We start from the raw sequence: 18,032 nt of genomic DNA, 5'->3' as shown, positions 1-18,032 counted from the left end.
ATTACGGCTGGGAAATCCATTTTGCCAGCCGTTCCTGCTCCTTCGCCCAGTCTGCTGTTTGCCGCAGATTCAAAAACGAGTGAAAAAGGTTGTCCATTGTCGCCGCGGCCTTTTCAATCAGATAAATCCTCTCCAGGATTTGTCCCTCCCGGTCTTCCTCATCTTCCTCGGAAAGGGCGGGGAGCTTCATCGACTGAAAATGAAAGCGGTCAGCCTTGAAGGTAAATTCCCACTCATCCTGATCATGGGAGACTCTAAGCCGGGCCGTGGTTATCTTCTTTCCCTGCCGAAGCGCCTCTTTTCCCTCTTTGAGATCGGCGTGGAGTCCCTGACAGATAATCGTTTCGGCGTATTCCCCCTCTCCTGATTCCAGAACCAGCCGCCGCAGAAAAATTATCTCGTCTTCCCCGCCGGCCGCGTTGCCGATAATGCCGTTTCGCTCCTCGCTTTTAAACCAGAGCCAGGTGAGAAACTCTCTGCCGATGGTCAGGGGATCGATGTCCGCCGGAAGCGCTGGCGAGGGTGCGTCAAGGGGTTGAGGCAGTGCAGGCGTTTCTTTTTGGGTAAGATTTTTTTCTTCGCTGTTCCAGGGCGCATGGGGAAACAGCGTGAGTCCAAATGATTCCCTAAACATTTCCTGTAGTTCGCTGCCAATTTTGTCGGAGAGGGTGCAGAAAGTCAGCAGCCGGTCGGAGACCGACCAGCAGATTTCATAAAAGGCCGGGACAGGCAGGGTTTTTGCAAGCAATTCAAGTCTGACCGACTCACGGATCGCCTCGCGCTGTTCCCGGTAAAGCTTTTGCTGCCCGCTTTCGGCAAGCGCTTTTCGCTCGGCCTCCATTACCCGGATGCGGAAGAGCGAGGGGGGAACAGACTTGCGGTCTATCCGGAGTGAAAAGAGCATGTATTTGCCCTGTGCATAAGCGGCGTAGGGGAAATCGGTGTCAAGACAGTTTTCAATCGCAATCCAGCCCGCTATCTTTTCGTCCGCCGTGCGCCAACTGTCCTGAAAGGCAAAGCGTTTTATCCGTTCGTCAAAGAAATCATTAAAGCCGTCCGGAAGCGGACCGGCGATGCGATACCGTGAAAAAGTTACTGTTCCCTTCAAAAAACCCATAAACGTCTCCTCTATTTGCCCAAGGACACTAACCTACTTGTCGGGATGATGTCAAGGTCTGTCTGGCGGAATTTCGATAATGCGGTTGGACAAAGGCGTTGTATTATGATAGGAAAACACCCGAAATTATTTTATGGGAATCCGATGACTATAAACAAGGTGGGAATAATCGCGAATACTGCCAAAAAAGGGTCAAGCGGTTATACGGTCGCTCTGCGGGAATGGCTGCTCAAACGCGGTCTGGAGGTTTATCTCGAAGAGGGAATTGCCGCGGAAATAGGCCTGCTGGAACCTGAGAAAAGCAGGCTTTGGCTGCAGGCGGAGCTGATCGTCGTGTTTGGCGGCGATGGAACGATACTGCGGACGGCCCGTTTGCTTGCGGAACACGATATACCCATTGTCGGCGTCAACCTCGGCGTTTTCGGGTACCTCACCGAGGTGAACCTCGACGAGATGTACAGGGCGCTGGAGGAGATTCTTTCCGGAAGATTTCAGGTCGAAACGCGGATGATGCTGCATGCGGAGATTCTGAAAGGCGACGCGCTTTTGCACGCGGGCTCGGTGCTCAATGACGTTGTCATCAATCGGGGCAATCTTTCCCGACTGGTGGAACTGGAGACGTCGGTTGACGGCAGTTATCTGACGACCTTCAATGCGGACGGCCTGATTGTGGCAACCCCGACCGGCTCTACGGCCTACTCTCTTGCTGCGGGGGGACCAATTGTTTTTCCGGAGCTGGGGTCTATCATTATCAATCCCATCTGCCCCCACACGCTGACAAACAGGCCGGTGATCCTGCCGGAAGATGTTGTCGTGGAGGTGATCCTAAATACCCGGGAATCGGGGGCGACGGTCACCATGGACGGGCAGATATCTTTCCCGATAAATTATCAGGACAGGGTTCTAATTAAAAGATCAGAACAGGTAACGAAACTGGTTTCCTCTCCCCAGCGAGGCTATCTGGAAATTTTGAGGACTAAATTGGGATGGGGCGGCTCCCAGACAGGACTCTCCCGCAAAAAAACCGATGCTCTCTGAGTTGAATATCCGCGATTTCGCCATTATCGACGAACTGCAGGTGAGATTTACCGAAGGTCTGACCGTTATTTCCGGGGAGACGGGGGCGGGGAAGTCGATTCTCATCGGTGCGGTGGGGCTTCTTCTGGGGGAGAGGGCGAGCACCGACATGATCCGTTCCCTGAAGGACGAGGCGGTAGTCGAGGCTCTTTTTGATATTCGCGGGCAAAAGACCCTTAAGGCAAGGATTAGCGAAATGGGGTTTGGAGAAGCAGACGAGATCATCATTCGTCGGGTCGTTTCCCGTTCCGGGAAGAACCGTGTTTATATCAACGGCCGGATCGGGGCGCTGTCTTCGCTGGCCGAAATAGGGGAATCGCTGATCAATATCTGCTCTCAGAATGCCCATCAAACGATCCTGCAGACGGATAACCAGATAGATATACTTGATGAATTTGGCGGCCTTTTGCCGCTGCGCGAGGAGTATCGAAAAATTTACGACTATTATCGCCTGCTGGGAGGCGAATTGCGTCTCCTTGAGGAGAAACAGGGAAAAAGGGCCGAGCGGGAGGAACTGCTGCGCTATCAAATTGCGGAGATCGGCCGCGCCGAGATCCTGGCCGGCGAAGATGCGGCCCTCTTTGAGGAAAAGAATATCCTCATCAATATTCAAAAGCTTGCGAATCTGTCGCAGTCAGCTTATGAATCACTTTATTCCAAAGGGGAATCAGTGCTTGCCGGGCTGCACGAGGTAGTTGCCGCGGTTAAGGAAATAAGAAAGATCGATCCTTCCCTGGGATTGTCAGGGCAGGAAATGGATGAATTTTATTACCGGATTGAGGAGGCTGCCCTGACGCTACGCGATTACGCCAATCATCTTACCTTCGATCAACTCCGGCTGGAGGCGATTGAAGAGCGGCTGGAGCTTTTGGGGAACTTGAAAAGGAAATACGGGGGAACGCTCCTGGCTGTTTTGGAAAAATTTGGTGAGGCGAAGAAGGAGATAGAAGCGATTTCGACGGTGGAGTATGAGATAACCGCGCTGGCGGGCCGCATCGCTGAGGAAAAGAAACGGTTATGGGCGGCGGCGGCCGAGCTTTCCGCGCAGAGGCGACAGGCCGCGTCGGTATTGATGAGTTCAGTCGAGGATGAGATCAGATCATTGAGAATGGACAATGCCAGATTTGTGGTTGTTTTTCAGGAACGCGAAAAAAGTAACGGTGAGGACGCTCCCCAGGAGAAGGGGAACGATTTCCCGGAATTTTACCTGGCGGCGAATGTCGGCGAAGAGCTGAAACCAATGCGGAATGTGGCATCCGGCGGAGAGCTTTCCCGGATCATGCTCGCCTTTAAAAAGGTTTTGGCGACGACCGGTTCAGTAGGAACGATCGTTTTCGATGAGGTGGACAGCGGAATCGGCGGGGCGACAGCGGAGATCGTCGGCAAAAGACTTCAGGAAGTTGCCCGTAGTCATCAGGTCATCTGTATAACGCATCTCCCCCAGATTGCCTGCCGCGGGGAGCGTCATTATCTGGCAGCCAAACATGTTATTGAAAACCGCACGAGTGCCAGTGTCTCCATTCTTTCTGATGATGAACGCGTCGAAGAGATAGCCCGAATGCTGGGCGGGGTGGAATTGACTAAAAAAACGAGAGAGCACGCCCGGGAGATGCTTTTTACCGCCCGGTAAATTATTGAAAAGCAAGGGATGAAAAATGCTTAGAAAAGCGCGCATCGGCGACGTAAAGACCATTCACAGGCTGATCAATATCTCCGCCGGCAAGGGGGAGATGCTGCCCCGTTCACTAATGGACATATACGGAAGCCTGAGGGATTTTTTTGTCTATTACAACGAAGGAGACAGTGAGATTGTCGGCACCTGCGCAATGAACATAACCTGGGAAAACCTCGCCGAAATCAGATCCCTTAACGTCGCAGAAGGGCAAAGACGAGAGGGGATTGGACGCAAACTGGTCGAGGCCTGCATATCCGAGGCGGTTACGCTGGAACTCTATCGGATATTCGCGCTTACATACCAGCGGGAGTTCTTTCTGAAGCTGGGTTTTCAGTATGTAGATCGCGATACCCTGCCGCAAAAGGTATGGTCGGACTGTTTGCGTTGTCCCAAATATCCCGATTTCTGCGATGAAATATCAATGATATTGGAGCTTTGACATGTTTGAACGGCTGTATCGAACTGTGCTGCGGCAGCGTCGGGGAGGTAGAAATGGTCTCTTGAAAAGGGGAAAGCCATTTTTTTCTTGCCGAAATTTGCTCGGTCTTGCGGCTTGGTGATCAAGTTGTCGGAGATATTTGGCGTAACCAATGAAATATTTATTAAAAAAATTCATTTTTTTCTTGATTCCTGTATTTGTTTGTGTTAGCAGGCATGCAAACTATCAGTAATTTTTCGTTCCTTTTTTTATTCTTACAAGCGCTTCGCAGCAGTTATTAACCCACCAGAGGGGTGGTGACATTGTAATCCATCAAACCATTATTGAAAGGGGGAAAAAGGGATGACAAAAGCGGAATTGATTGCGGTAATAGCGGAAGAGGCTGAAATCACCAAAGCTGCGGCGGCAAAGGCTCTTGAGGCCTACGTGGGAACGGTAGCAAAGGAACTCAAGAAAAACGGCAAGATCGGACTGGTCGGATTTGGCGCTTTTTCGGTTGTCAAGAGGAAGGCGCGCGAAGGCAGAAACCCGCAGACCGGCAAGAAGATCAAGATCCCGGCCAAGAAGGTGGTTAAGTTCAAGGTTGGCAAAGCTCTGGCCAGCAAAGTAAAGTAGTTTTCGCAACAAAAAAATTAAAAGAGGCTCCCGGCGCGGCAAGGGGGCCTTTTTTATTTGGAGACAGATTTGCCATCTGTCCATTCATTGACACGACCGGACATTTCTGCTATGAATCCCACGATTTTTAATCATTTTGATAGTATTTCCCCGGGGTTCATCGGCGATGATCAGCTAAAGGGAAACAGCTAATACAGAGGAGGTTTTTTTGTCTCAGAAAAGAATATTGAGCGGCATGCGGCCTACAGGGAAACTTCATCTCGGCAATCTTCACGGGGCGCTTGCTAACTGGGTAGCTTTGCAGAATCATGGAGATTACGAATGTTTTTATTTTGTTGCCGATTGGCACGCGCTTACCAGCGATTACGCGACGACCGAAAGTATAAGGGCCAATACAATTGACATGGTTATCGATTGGCTGGCCGCCGGTCTTGAACCGCGCCCAAGCACGCTGTTCATCCAGTCCTCGGTCAAGGAACATGCAGAGCTCTTCCTCCTTTTATCCATGATCACCCCGCTGGCCTGGTTAGAGAGGAATCCCACCTACAAGGAGGTCAAGGAGGAGCTTGCCCAAAAGGATCTTTCGACATTCGGCTTTCTTGGATACCCGGTCCTGCAGGCGGCGGATATCATCATGTACAAGGCTTTCGGTGTTCCGGTCGGCATCGATCAGCTTCCCCACGTCGAGCTGACCCGCGAGATCGCCCGCCGTTTTAACTTTCTCTATGGCGAGATATTCCCGATTCCGGAGCCGCTCATGGCAGAGGTGCCGAAGCTTTTGGGTACGGACGGGCGAAAGATGAGCAAGTCTTACGACAACTCGATATTCATGAGTGACAAGGGCGCGGAGCTGAAAAAGAAGGTTGCGTCCATGTTTACAGATCCGCAGCGACAGCGCAAAAGTGATCCCGGGCGCCCTGAGCTCTGCAATGTTTATACCTTGCACGGGTTATATTCAACGCCGGCCGAGGTGCTGGAGATAGCTGCCGCCTGCCGAAGCGCCGCCATTGGCTGCATCGAATGCAAAAGGCGGCTGGCCGAGGCTATCGCCGCGGGCATGGGGCCCATTCACGAAAGACGGGAATACTATCTTGCCCACCCCCGGGAGGTGCGGGAGATTATTGAGGACGGCAACATTCGGGCAGGTCGCATCGCCGCTTCGACCTTGGCCGAGGTGCGCGAAGTCATGAAGATAAAACATGAGTTATGAGATCAAACTCGATGTCTTTGAAGGTCCGCTCGATCTTTTACTTTATTTGATTCGGAAGAACGAGATTGACATCTACAATATCCCGGTAGCCCTCATTACCAGTCAGTATCTCGGATATCTCGGCGAAATGCGTTCCCTGAATCTCGATCTCGCCGGAGAATATCTGGTAATGGCGGCGACGCTTGCCCATATCAAATCACGGATGCTGCTGCCTGTGACAGATGAGGGCGGCGATGAGGAGGAGGGGGAGGACCCCCGTGCGGAACTGGTCAAACAGCTTCTGGAGTATCAGGTTTACAAGGAAGCTGCCCGGCTTCTTTCCGCCCGGCCTCTTCTCGAAAGGGATGTTTTTAAACTGGGCGCTTATCCGGAGCTGCTTCCCGATCCGGAAAAAATGGAGATGGGCTTGCTGGAGGTCGATCTTTTTGAACTTGTGGAGGCCTTCCGCCGGATTGTTGCCGGTCTTGAAGTCGGGGAAGGGCTCGAGTTCAGCACCGAAAAACTTTCCCTGGCCGAGCGGATCAACGAAATTATGGAGGTCCTGGCTAAGAAGGGGCAGATTTCCTTTTCTGAGCTGGTCATAGACAGAACCCATAGAAAAATGGTAGTTTATACATTCCTTGCCATTCTGGAGCTTATAAAATTGCGGATGGCAAAGGTGCGCCAGGCAGCGCCGTTTGGCGAGATAAGGCTTTTTCTGGCTGTCAAAGAGGAACTGGAAACACCGAAGATGTTGGAAAATGCCGAGGTGTGATGGAAGAGAAAATCGCTATCCTGGAGGCGTTGATTTTTGCCTCGGAAACACCCCTTGCCGTAGAGAGGGTCGTCGATATTTTTCCCGCTCTCAAGAAGTCTGAAATACTCAGTCTTTTTCAGGAACTGGCGGGCGAATATGAGAGGCGGGAAGGGGGCATCTCGCTTCAGGAGGTGGCAGGGGGGTTTCGCTTTCAGACAAGAGTCGAAATGGCATCCTGGGTCGCTAAATTGAAGGTGGTTCGCCCCACTTCCCTTTCTCCGTCCGCTCTGGAGACCCTGGCGATTATCGCCTATCGGCAGCCGGTTATGAAAGTGGAAATAGACCGGATCAGGGGTGTTGATACGGGCGGTGCGCTGAAGGGGCTTTTGGAAAAAAAACTGGTAAGGATAGTAGGGAGAAAGGACGTTCCCGGAAAACCAATTATTTACGGAACATCGAAGAAATTCCTTGAGGTATTCAATTTGAAGGACCTTGCCGAATTGCCGACGCTGCGGGAAATGAGGGATTTTCGCCCTGCCGGGGAAACCGAAGGTCAGGGGTAAAAGCTCAGGCGGAAGACGGAGCAGCGGCAGCGGTTTTTTAAGGAAAGGGTGTTCATCATGGAAGAGAGATTGCAGAAGATTCTCGCCGGCGCCGGCGTCTCATCGCGACGTGCGGCGGAAAGAATGATCTCCGATGGCAGAATATCGGTAAACGGAGTAGTTGTACGCCAACCGGGAACGAAGGCTGATGCCGATCGCGATGAAATTCGGGTGGATGGCAAGCTTATCTCCTGCGAAACGGAAAAGGTGTATATCGTTCTGAATAAACCGAGCGGGTATGTAACCACCCTGAGCGATCCGGAGGGAAGGCCGATCGTAACGGATCTTCTCAGTGGGGTTGCCGAGCGGGTGTTCCCCGTGGGACGTCTCGACTATGACTCGGAGGGGTTGCTCCTTTTGACCAATGACGGCGATTTTGCCCAGCGCCTTCAGCATCCCCGCTTCAAGGTTCCCAAAACCTACCGCGTTAAGATCGAAGGGCGTCTGAACAGGCTTGAACTGCAAAGCCTGGAAAAGGGAATGGAGCTTCCCGATGGGAAGTTTGCCCCGTCCTCAGTCATTATGGAAAAGGTCAATCCGAAAAGCACCTGGCTGTTGCTTACCATCCATGATGGAAGAAATCGTGTGATAAGACGGGCCTTTGATTTGCTTGGCCATTCCGTTACCCGTCTGATCCGCGTCTCTTTTGGCGATCTTACCCTCGATTCTCTCGGCGAAGGCGAGTGGCGAGCGCTGCGTCATGGAGAAGTCGGACAGTTGATGGCCCAGTCCCAAGCGCAAAAAAACAGCAAAAAATTAGCTTGACATTAACGGTAAAATAAATATAGTCCCCGAAAAACAAAGGTGTTTTACCAATTTTGTTTCAGCCCGTCACAAAGCGGGTTTATTATCAGGGCGGGTGCCGCCGGCAGCAATAATTTAAGGAGGAATTAATGAACAAATCAGAGCTTATCGAGGCGCTGAGCCAAAAAGAAGAATTAACTGAGAAACTGGCAATGGACGTGGTTAATCTCGTTTTCGACGGTTTTTCCGAGGAATTGGCGAAGAGCGGAAGAATTGAAATTCGGGGTTTCGGCAGTTTCGTTGTCCGAGAGTACGACGCTTACACCGGCAGAAACCCCAAGACAGGGAAAAGCATAAAGGTTTCCCCCAAGAAGCTGCCCTTCTTTAAAGTTGGCAAGGAACTCAAGGAAAGGGTTGACGGCAGACGTTAATTCTTCCGCCGGTTATTCATAATTTCTACAGATAGCTTAATGCAGGCAAGCCGTGATTGTTACTGGTCGAAGGTTTGCCTTTGTTTTGCAGCTTGGGTGTGTCTTTTGCCTGACGCCTGTAACCGGTTCAGGTCATCATTCCCTCTTCGCGAAAACTGAAGAAGCGGTCTTCGCCGACGATGATATGGTCGTGAACGTTGATGTCGAGGAGCCGCGCCGTTTCACTGATCGTTTTGGTAATCCGCAGGTCCGCCTCCGAGGGGCGCACATGTCCGGACGGGTGGTTATGGACAAGGATGATGGCCGATGCCTTTTTCCGGAGGGCATTTTCCAGCACCTGTCGGGGATATACCGTTGCCTGATTAACCGTTCCTTTCTGCAGCGTTTCAAATTCGATTATCTGGTTTTGCACATCGAGATAGATAACGCAGAATTCCTCATCCTTTTTGCCGCCCAGGGTCGTCCGGCAGAAGTTGATAAGCTCGGAGGTGCAGGAGATCTGCGGCTTTTCTTTGGCTTTCTGCTGCAAATACAAGGCGGAGACCTCCTTGAGCAGCTTAAACAGGATTGCCGTATGGTCGCTTATGCCGTCAATCTTCTTCAATTCCGCTGGCTCCGCATCAATAATCCCTTTCAGGGAGCCGAACCGCGACAAAAGCTCCTTGGCGAGCGGTTTTATGTCACGGCGGGAAAGCGCATAGGTGAGAAGCAGCTCCACGACCTCGTAATCGTGGAGCGCCTCTATCCCCGCCTTTATATATTTCATTTTGAGCCGCTGGCGATGGCCGCTGTTGTAATCTTTTTCATCCACGGTATTTGTCATTGTCCTTTATCGTCACCTCCTACAGGAAATTTTCGTCACTGTTTCATCTGTTCGCCTTTTTGAAATTAGCCTTTTTCAGCAGATCCAGCCAGATAATATATACTATCATTGACGCAGTACAGACGGCCGCAGGAATGGCGGCCTCCTTTCCAAACAGTGTCAGGGCAAGGCCGCCCGCCATGCCCTGATTTTTCAGGGAACCGAGCAAAACCAGGCTCGTGCGCGTGGGCGCGGGGATTTTTAAAAACCCGCCAATTCTTTCTATCAGAAAGCCGAGGATAAAGTTTGTTGAAAAGGGGATGACCGCTACGGCCAGTAAAACGGGCTGAAGGCTGAGGAAGACAGCGCTGTTCAATCCCACCAGCGTGTACATGACCAGAAAGAAACTCCAGTTCGTTATTCCGCCCGCCCGGGGGGATATTTTTTTGCTCCAGCCCCTCCAGAGCAGAAGGCGCGAGATGATGAGCGGCAGGATTATCAGCTCAAGTACGACCACCAGCAGTTTGAGTGGTGCAAAAGCCTCCGGACTGAGCAGCGTAAAGGCAATCAGCGGCATGACAACCAGCCCCCCAAGGTAGGCGCCGGCTGTGCCTATTAAAGATAAATCTCTGTTTCCCTTGAGAAAACCAGAAAAAGGTATAACAGCCACAGCGGGAGGGACTGCTGCGAGCAGGACAGTGCCGGCCCAGAGTTTTTCATCCTTCAGCAAAACGGCGCCGAGCACGATAATAATGCCGCTCAAGAGGAAGTAGTTCATGAGGATGCCGATAAAGGCGGGCAAAAGGAGTGTGCGGGGCCGGCCAAAGAGGTCATTGCCGATTTCCATGGTCGAGAGGATCATTGCCAGGGCGAGCGCCGGCAGGATTAGTTGACTCGTGGTCCCGGAGGCCCCGGGAAAAAACAGCCCCAGAACCAAAGCTGCAATAAAGATGAAATTTCTATTTCGCAACAACCCGTTCAGGGTGCTCATGGTGCGCCTTTAGCGACGATGTCTTTGGCAACGGTGATTATCTGCAAAGGGCTGGTTACTACAAACAGATATTTGAATTAAAGTCAAGAAATCCCGCTTAGCCTCAGTGAAACCGGGGGGGATTCCCGATTTCTTGTTTAACATAAGCTGATTTGCTTCGTTTCGCTATCCCTTTCACACTCTTGATGATGGCCAGCAATATCCCGCCGGTGAGGATAATCGCGGCGCCGGAGGGAAACTCAAGGGAGTATGAGAGAAAAAGGCCGAGCAGACAGCTCGCGATTCCGAAGAAAATGGCAAGGACAATAATTTTGCGGAAGTTCATGGACAGCTCGGAGGCAATCGCAACAGGGATGGTCAGAAGGGCGATGACGAGAAGAATGCCGACGACCTGGATCAAGGTCACGATAGTGAGGGCGGCAAGGACGGTAAGGCCGGTTTTCAGTTCCTGAACAGGCAGATGTCTGGCCTGGGCGAATTCCTCATCGAGGGCGATGGCGACAAAACCTTTGTAGAAGATCGCGACGGTTAAAACGACGATAAAAACGATGATGAGCATGACAGCTACATCCGTTCGGGGAACGGTCAGGATGTTTCCGAAAAGGAAGCTCAGCAGATCGGGGGCGTAGCCGGGCGTCAGATGGACAAAAACAATGCCGATGGCGACGCCTACAGCCCAAAATATCCCGATGAAAAGGTCGTTTTGACTGAGTTTTTTTTCTTCGAGCGAGCTCAGAAAGAGAGCTGCCGCAAGGACGAAGACAGTTGCCCCGTAAATGGGCCTTATCCCCAGCCAGTAAGCGATGCCGAGTCCGCCGAAGGCGGTGTGACTGAGCCCGCCGCTGATGAAAACCATCCTCCGGGCAACGATAAAAGGGCCGATCAGGCCGCAGGCGATGCTGGCCAGGATGGCGGCGAAAAGCGCGTTTTGCATGAACTCGTAGGATAAGATGTCGGTCACGTTTTTTTCACCCCCTGATGAGAGGGCAGGAGCGTATGGGGGATTCCGTGTCCCAGCAGTTCCACCGGGCAGCCGTAAACCTTCTCCAGAGTCGTTTCGCTCAATTCCCCCCGTTCATGGCAGTAGATGTTCGTGTTGAGACAGGCTATGTGTTGATAGATATTTGCATAAGGGGTCGGGTCATGGGTAACGACGACGATGCTCATTTCCTGCTGCAATTTTCCCAGGATGTCGATCAGGTCGGTCTGCGAGGCTATGTCCAGGGCGGTTGTCGGTTCGTCGAGGAACAGGGCGAGCGGGGCGGCGACGAGGGCGCGGGCGATCAGAACCCGCTGCAACTGGCCGCCGGAAAGGTCGGTGATGTTGTCGTTCAGTTTATCGTCAAGAGAAAGTTTCTGCAAAATGCTTCTGCTTTTTTCAATGCTTTCCCGGGAGCTTTGCTTCAGATAGTTGTCCCCGTGGATACAGCCGGTGCGGACCATGTCCAGAACGGAAATAGGAAAGCTTCGGTTGAAGCCCGTCGTCTGAGGGACATAGCCGAGGCGATTTTTGGCTTCGCCGCGGAAACTTATTTTTCCCGACCAGGGGGTGAGAATGCCGAGGATCAATTTGAGCAGGGTTGACTTTCCTCCCCCATTCGGGCCGATGATGAGGATAAAATCTCGTTCCCGGACCTTTAGCGACACATCCTCCAGGACGGCCCTTTTCCCGTAGCCATAGGCGACGTTTTCAACCTTAATGATGCTTTCCATTACAATTTCGCCCCTATTTTGTCAGAACGTGCGTCAGCGCGTCTGTGAATGTTCTCAACTCGCCTGGCCAGTCGCGCCCGAGCGGATTCACCTCGAAAATCCCCCCCCCCAGTTCACGGGCAATCGTTCGGGCGTTCCGGGCGTCAAAACCTTTTTGAACCAGCACGTCGCGCAGGCCCTTTTTGCGCGCGAGATCGATAATGCCGCGGATGCGGGCGGCATTGCCCGGTTTTCCCTCTTCTTCAATCGGGATCTGAACGAGGTTGTATTCGTCGGCAAAGTATCCCCAGGCCGGGTGGTAAACCATAAAGCTGTAGCCGCCCTTGCCTTGCAGCGACTTTCTGATCCCCTGATCCAGACGCTCGATCTCGGTCAGAAACTCCGCCAAATTTCTTTCATACTCATTCTTGTGGGAAGGGTCATAAATTACAAGGGCCTTGGCAATGTTAGCGGCGGCGATTCGTACCGAGGCCGGCGAGGTCCAGGTATGCGGGTCGCCCGTGCGCAATTTCAGCCCGGCGGAGGAGTCAATTATGGTCAGGCGGGGATTGCGATCGAGGAAGGTCAAGAGGAATTTCTTCTCGAAGGGGAAAGTCGGCGCTCCGACCTTTACATACATTCGTGATCGGGAAAGGTTGACGAGCTGTCGGGGGGTTGGTTCGTAGGTGTCCGGATTCGCGCCGCCGGGGATCATGACATGAGTAGAGACGTGATTTTTCCCGATCCGTTCGGCGAAATAGGCCTGCGGCGGGACGCTGACGGCGATGTCGATCTTTTCGGAGGCGGCGATGGCGGGGAATGTTGCAAAAAACAGTAAAAATGCCGTAATAGTGACGGGAAATTGTTTTTTCATTATATCCTTATCTTTTGTTAGCGCTGATGCTCAGTATGGCCAGCAGGAATGTATGCAAGCGTGTTGCTATTTTCTGTCTGTTGGCAGGGCGCGCAAATCCCCGTCAGTTGCACGTCGATTTTCTCGATCGAAAAATCGGCGGGCTGGGCCAGCCAATCCCAGGCTTGAGAAAGGGTTAACGAAGGCAGGCAGATGATGCGCCCGCAGCTCCGGCAGCGGAAATGGGGATGAACCGGATTATGGGCGCAGGCCATTTCATAAGAGCTGATTCCATGTCCGTTCTCTATTTCCCTGATGATGCCGCTGTCACGAAGGGATGAAAGGATGCGGTAAACGGTAACCCGGTTGATCCTGATTTCCCCGGCCGTTTGCTGGAGGATTTCATTCGCGTTGAGCGGGCGGTCGGCGCCGAGCAGCGATTCCAGAACGGCCATTCTCTGCGCTGTCTTTGCAAGTCCGGAATTTTTGAGGGTTTCAGAAGCGTCGCACTGTTCTGTTCTCATCGCATTTTCCCTTTCCAGGTTAATCTTCCAGAGCTATTTATCATGGATGCAACCTATTTGCAAACAATAGAATTTTGTTTGTTGACAATGGCGGAAACGGGGATTATATCCAGTCTCCAATAAGCGGATGGCGAGCGGGGTCGGTCGGGTAAAAAGGCGAAACGGTATGGCGGAAATATACAAAGCAGGAATAGATGCCGGTTCTACAACGGTAAAGCTGGTTGTCTGCGCTCAAAACGGGAGCATCTTATTTTCCCGTTATCGCCGCCACCATTCGTTGACGCTGGGGACGATAGCGGAAATGCTGATTGAGGCAAGGCAGGAGCTGGGAAATATCGTCCTCGATGTTGTTCTCACCGGTTCCGCCGGGATGGGGGTTGCCGAGTCTTTTCAGCTTCCCTTTATACAGGAAGTTGTCGCCTCGACAAAAATTATCCAGCGCCGCTGGCCGGATGTCCGAACGCTGATAGAGATAGGGGGCGAGGATTCGAAAATCGCCTTTTTTGACAATCGTTTTCAGCCGGACATCCGCATGAACGGAAACTGCGCGGGCGGAACGGGCGCCTTTATCGAGCAGATGGCTGTGCTGCTGAATGAGCCTTTGAACAAACTGGACGAACTGGCCCAAAAAAGCAGCGCACTCTATCCGATAGCTTCCCGCTGCGGGGTTTTTGCCAAGACCGATGTCCAGGCCCTCCTGAGCAATCGCGTTTCCCGGGAGGATATTGCCGCATCGGTGTTTCATGCGATGGCGATTCAGGTGATCTCCTCCCTTTCCCGAGGGCATGACATTGAAAAAAAAGTGCTTTTTGCCGGAGGACCGCTGACCTTCTTTCCTTCCCTGCGGGCGGCCTTTATCCGCCTGCTTCAGCTTGATCCCGAACAGGATATCGCCGCGGGTGAACATCCGGAACTGATGGCGGCAGTGGGGGCGGCTCTTTGCCATGAGGGAGAGGGCCTTGTGATCGAAATTGAAAAATGCCTTCAGCTTGTCCGGAACGGGACAATGCAGGGGTGCAAGGAGGATCAGAAAAGGCTCCCGCCCCTTTTTTCCGAGCAGCGGGAGGTGGAAATCTGGGAGGAGGAGCATCATCAAAAACGCGTTTGCCGGGTAGATGTTGCGGAGCTGAAAGGGGCGCCCTGTTTTCTGGGGATCGATTCCGGATCAACGACAACGAAGCTTGTCCTGATTGACGATAAAAAGCGGGTTGCCCTTACCTGGTATCAGTTGAATGGGGGCGATGCCATCGGCGCCGTCCGCCGGGGGCTTTTATTTTTAAGGGATGCCTGTCGCGCGGCGGGTGTTGCCCCCTTTGTCGCCAGGACGGCCGTTACCGGGTATGGAGAGGATTTGATCAGGGCTGCGTTTGCCATCGATGACGGCGTGGTGGAGACGGTTGCCCACTATCGCGCGGCCCGCCATTTTCTGCCCGAGGTCTCATTCATCCTTGACATCGGCGGTCAGGACATGAAGGCGATTTATGTGCGCGACGGGGGAATAGCCGATATTCAGATAAACGAGGCTTGCTCATCGGGCTGCGGTTCTTTCATAGAAACGCTTGCCAATTCCCTGAATATCAGCGTCTCCGATTTTGCCGGGGTTGCCTGCAGGGCAGAGGCGCCCTTTGATCTGGGGACGCGTTGCACGGTTTTTATGAACTCCCGGGTAAAACAGGCGCTGCGCGAAGGGGCCACCGTTGGGGATATTTCCGCGGGACTCGCGAGTTCGGTGATCGGCAATACCCTCTACAAGGTTCTCAAGTTGCACGATCCCTCGGCGCTGGGCGATAAAATTGTCGTGCAGGGAGGGACATTCCGCAATCCGGCGGTGCTGCGGGCGTTTGAGCGGGAGATTGGCCGGCAGGTGGTCCGTCCGGATATCTCGGAGGCAATGGGGGCCTACGGCGCCGCCTTGACGGCCTTGCAGGACCGTCTTGCGGAACCGACGCGGGCTTCCACATTTCCGGGGCTGGACGCCGAGACACAGGAAAACATCATCGGGAAAAGGGAGTTACGGTGCAGCGGCTGCGAAAATAACTGCAAGGTTGCCCGGATAACCTTCAGCGGCGGGCGGAACTATTTTACCGGCAATCGCTGCGAACGCCACTTCAGCAACAAGGGCGCCGGGGGACAGATTGCCAATCTGTCCCCAACCGGAGAGAATCTCTTTATCGACCGTCTGAAGCTGATTTTCGACCAGCCCCTCCTGCCAAAACAGAAGCCGCGTCTGACCTTTGGCATTCCCCGCGCCTTGAACATGTTCGAAAACTTCCCCTTCTGGGCTAATTTTCTGACCGCCTGCGGCTTTAAGGTTGTCCTTTCCGCCCCGTCCGATACGAAGCTGTTTGAACGGGGGATACGAACGGTCATGTCCGACAATATCTGTTTTCCGGGAAAGCTTGCCAATGGTCATATCCTCGATCTGATAGAAAAAAGGGTTGAGCGAATTTTCTACCCGATCGTTGTCTTCGAGGCGAAGGAGGATGCGGACACGCTGAACAGTTTTAATTGCCCCGTTGTTACCGGATATCCGGATGTTATCCGCAGCGCGATCGACCCGGAGGGGCGATATGGAGTCCCGCTCGACTGTCCTGTGGTCAGTTTCAGGTCGCGGGAGCTTCTCGAAAAACAGCTTTACTCGTTTTTCAAGGGTTACGGGATCGCCCGAAAAACAATCTCCGCGGCGGTAACGAAGGGCAGAGATGCGCAGCAACGGGTGCGGGAGGAAATGTCCCGGCGGGCGGTCGCCTTGATCGAAAAGGCCCGCGCGGCAAAGCGTTTTGCCGTGGTCGTTGCCGGCCGACCCTACCATGCCGATCCGCTGGTGAACCACGGCCTTCCCGAAATGCTCGCGGGGATGGGGGTGGATGTTATCCCCGAGAGTGCAGTTCCGGTTGCTAAAGACGGGCATATACTCAAAAATATTAGCGTCCTGAGCCAGTGGGAATACACCAATCGGATACTTGCCGTCGCCCGGTTTGTCGCTGCCAATCCCCATCTCGAACTGCTTCAGATCACCTCGTTCGGCTGCGGCCTTGATGCCATTTCCACCGACGAGGCGAGGGCTATCATTACTGAAAAGGGGAAGGTTTATACGCTCATCAAGATGGACGAGATCTCCAATCTCGGAGCGGTAAGAATTCGTCTGCGCTCCATGCTCGATATAGCCAAAGAGAGGTCGCAAAGCTCAACACCGCATGCATTGCCGCCTTTTTCCGCCGAGCGGATTGAAGGAAAGGAAGCGGACAGGACGATTATTGTTCCCTGGTTTTCTCCCTTTTATTCGCCGGCAATTCCTGCTATCTTTGCCTCGCTGGGCTATAAGGTGGAGCTGCTCGCCCCTCAGGAACGTTCGTCGGTGGATGTGGGGCTCCGATATGTAAACAACGACGTCTGCTACCCGGCGCTGATCGTTATCGGGGATATTGTCAAGGCCCTGCAATCAGGCAAATGGGACCCCATGAAAACTACCGTATTGCTTACCCAGACCTTTGGCCAGTGCCGGGCGTCAAGCTATGTACCGCTTGCCCGGAAGGCGCTTATCGCGGCGGGGTTTGGCGAGGTGCCGGTTGTTTCCCTTTCCGAGGGGGATACGCTCAGTCAGGCGGGCATCCCGATCGATCAGAAAAGACTGGTAAAACGACTGGCGCTGGGGCTGATGTTTGCCGATCCCCTGTCGAAAATGACCCTGGCAACAGCGCCGCGCGAGCTCCATTCCGGCTCGGCCATGGCCCTGCAAAAGAAGTATCTTGACGAGCTGGGCATCCTCATAAGCCGGGAAGACTTCGGACTTCTCCTCGCCATGCTGAAGGCGGCCATCCGCGATTTCAATATCATTCCGGTTCATGATGATTCGGTTCCCGTAATCGGGCTGCTCGGAGAGATATTCGTCAAACACAATGAATTTTCCAATAACAACATCGTGGACTGGTTCCGGACAAAGGGGGTTGAGGTGGTCGTCCCCCCGCTGCTGAGTTTTTTCGAGCAGCGTTTCGTCAATGAGGAATTCGATCAGCAGGCTTTCATGAAAAGTTACCTTCGGGAGCGGGTGGTTCTGGGCCTGCTGGATCGCTATATCGGCTTTTACCTTTATCGCGTCGAACGGGTCATGAAAGGGTTCCGTTATTACCGGAGGACCTGCAGTTTGAAGGAACTGGCGCGGGAGGCGGGCAAGGTGACAAGCCTTGCCAATCAGGCCGGCGAGGGGTGGCTGCTGCCGGCCGAAATCATTGCGATGGTGCGCCAGGGGGTTGACCATATCGTCTGTCTGCAGCCGTTCGGCTGCCTGGCAAATCACATCATCGGCAAGGGAGTGGAAAAAAGGCTGAAGAAGCTGTATCCGCAGCTCAACCTGCTGTATATTGACATGGACCCGGGGACAACCGAGGTCAATATCCTGAATCGCCTCCACCTGATGGTGATGTCTGTTCAGGCGGAAATGAAGAGGCCGCGGCTCAGGGCCGAGGGGGAATAATTGACGGCAGAAATTGTTACTTGCGCTGTTTGCATGATGCTTATCGAGTG

Annotated in this window: 17 protein-coding genes; 10 read left to right on the top strand and 7 right to left on the bottom strand. The window is 53.1% G+C overall.

The genetic code is table 11. The annotated features are described in order from the left end of the window. Position 1: 1 nt before the first annotated feature. The gene (locus tag K0B01_04635; GenBank protein MBW6485422.1) at positions 2 to 1,117 is read right to left on the bottom strand and encodes a recombination-associated protein RdgC; all 1,116 of its coding nucleotides are present in this window, start codon (positions 1,115 to 1,117) and stop codon (positions 2 to 4) included. 144 nt (positions 1,118 to 1,261) lie between these two features. Here K0B01_04635 and K0B01_04630 point away from each other — a divergent pair, with 144 nt between their 5' ends. The 9 genes from K0B01_04630 (at position 1,262) to K0B01_04590 (ending at position 8,646) form a co-directional block, all read left to right on the top strand. Then, the gene (locus K0B01_04630) at positions 1,262 to 2,155 is read left to right on the top strand and encodes an NAD(+)/NADH kinase (GenBank protein MBW6485421.1); all 894 of its coding nucleotides are present in this window, start codon (positions 1,262 to 1,264) and stop codon (positions 2,153 to 2,155) included. Beyond that, the gene (gene recN, locus K0B01_04625; GenBank protein MBW6485420.1) at positions 2,145 to 3,824 is read left to right on the top strand and encodes a DNA repair protein RecN; all 1,680 of its coding nucleotides are present in this window, start codon (positions 2,145 to 2,147) and stop codon (positions 3,822 to 3,824) included. The genes K0B01_04630 and recN overlap by 11 nt, the downstream gene beginning before the upstream one ends. A gap of 25 nt (positions 3,825 to 3,849) precedes the next feature. Next, positions 3,850 to 4,308, top strand: coding sequence for an N-acetyltransferase (locus tag K0B01_04620; protein MBW6485419.1), 459 nt, complete (start codon positions 3,850 to 3,852; stop codon positions 4,306 to 4,308). Between the two features lie 342 nt (positions 4,309 to 4,650). Then, the gene (locus K0B01_04615; GenBank protein MBW6485418.1) at positions 4,651 to 4,923 is read left to right on the top strand and encodes an HU family DNA-binding protein; all 273 of its coding nucleotides are present in this window, start codon (positions 4,651 to 4,653) and stop codon (positions 4,921 to 4,923) included. Between the two features lie 208 nt (positions 4,924 to 5,131). Beyond that, entirely contained in the window at positions 5,132 to 6,133 is a 1,002-nt protein-coding gene (gene trpS, locus K0B01_04610; GenBank protein ID MBW6485417.1) for a tryptophan--tRNA ligase, read from the top strand. Next, positions 6,123 to 6,887, top strand: coding sequence for a segregation/condensation protein A (locus K0B01_04605; protein MBW6485416.1), 765 nt, complete (start codon positions 6,123 to 6,125; stop codon positions 6,885 to 6,887). Before trpS ends, K0B01_04605 begins: the two co-directional genes overlap by 11 nt. Continuing rightward, complete coding sequence (scpB, locus tag K0B01_04600; protein ID MBW6485415.1) at positions 6,887 to 7,432, top strand: SMC-Scp complex subunit ScpB; 546 nt, start codon at positions 6,887 to 6,889, stop codon at positions 7,430 to 7,432. Before K0B01_04605 ends, scpB begins: the two co-directional genes overlap by 1 nt. Before the next feature lie 57 nt (positions 7,433 to 7,489). Continuing rightward, positions 7,490 to 8,236 carry an rRNA pseudouridine synthase gene (locus K0B01_04595; protein ID MBW6485414.1) on the top strand — a complete coding sequence of 249 codons (747 nt, stop codon included), beginning with the start codon at positions 7,490 to 7,492 and terminating at the stop codon, positions 8,234 to 8,236. A 128-nt stretch (positions 8,237 to 8,364) separates the two neighbouring features. Beyond that, positions 8,365 to 8,646 carry an integration host factor subunit beta gene (locus tag K0B01_04590; GenBank protein ID MBW6485413.1) on the top strand — a complete coding sequence of 94 codons (282 nt, stop codon included), beginning with the start codon at positions 8,365 to 8,367 and terminating at the stop codon, positions 8,644 to 8,646. A gap of 127 nt (positions 8,647 to 8,773) precedes the next feature. Here K0B01_04590 and radC read toward each other — a convergent pair whose 3' ends face one another. From radC to K0B01_04560, 6 genes are all read right to left on the bottom strand, one after another. Then, positions 8,774 to 9,469, bottom strand: coding sequence for a DNA repair protein RadC (gene radC, locus K0B01_04585; protein ID MBW6485412.1), 696 nt, complete (start codon positions 9,467 to 9,469; stop codon positions 8,774 to 8,776). Between the two features lie 43 nt (positions 9,470 to 9,512). Beyond that, positions 9,513 to 10,439: a hypothetical protein gene (locus K0B01_04580; GenBank protein ID MBW6485411.1), complete on the bottom strand. Its 927-nt coding sequence runs from the start codon at positions 10,437 to 10,439 to the stop codon at positions 9,513 to 9,515. A 103-nt stretch (positions 10,440 to 10,542) separates the two neighbouring features. Continuing rightward, on the bottom strand, positions 10,543 to 11,400 hold the full coding sequence (locus K0B01_04575; protein ID MBW6485410.1) for a metal ABC transporter permease: 858 nt from the start codon (positions 11,398 to 11,400) through the stop codon (positions 10,543 to 10,545). Beyond that, on the bottom strand, positions 11,397 to 12,152 hold the full coding sequence (locus tag K0B01_04570; GenBank protein ID MBW6485409.1) for a metal ABC transporter ATP-binding protein: 756 nt from the start codon (positions 12,150 to 12,152) through the stop codon (positions 11,397 to 11,399). The genes K0B01_04575 and K0B01_04570 overlap by 4 nt, the downstream gene beginning before the upstream one ends. A 13-nt stretch (positions 12,153 to 12,165) precedes the next feature. Further along, positions 12,166 to 13,005, bottom strand: coding sequence for a zinc ABC transporter substrate-binding protein (locus tag K0B01_04565; protein ID MBW6485408.1), 840 nt, complete (start codon positions 13,003 to 13,005; stop codon positions 12,166 to 12,168). A 17-nt stretch (positions 13,006 to 13,022) separates the two neighbouring features. Further along, entirely contained in the window at positions 13,023 to 13,508 is a 486-nt protein-coding gene (locus K0B01_04560) for a transcriptional repressor (protein MBW6485407.1), read from the bottom strand. 166 nt (positions 13,509 to 13,674) lie between these two features. Between K0B01_04560 and K0B01_04555 the strand changes: the two genes are divergently transcribed. After that, positions 13,675 to 17,982 carry a 2-hydroxyacyl-CoA dehydratase gene (locus K0B01_04555; protein ID MBW6485406.1) on the top strand — a complete coding sequence of 1,436 codons (4,308 nt, stop codon included), beginning with the start codon at positions 13,675 to 13,677 and terminating at the stop codon, positions 17,980 to 17,982. Positions 17,983 to 18,032: the final 50 nt, after the last annotated feature.

The organism is Syntrophobacterales bacterium (assembly GCA_019429105.1).
In the GTDB taxonomy this organism is placed as follows: Bacteria; Desulfobacterota; Syntrophia; order Syntrophales; family UBA5619; genus DYTH01.
This window is presented reverse-complemented; position numbering and strand designations above follow the sequence as displayed.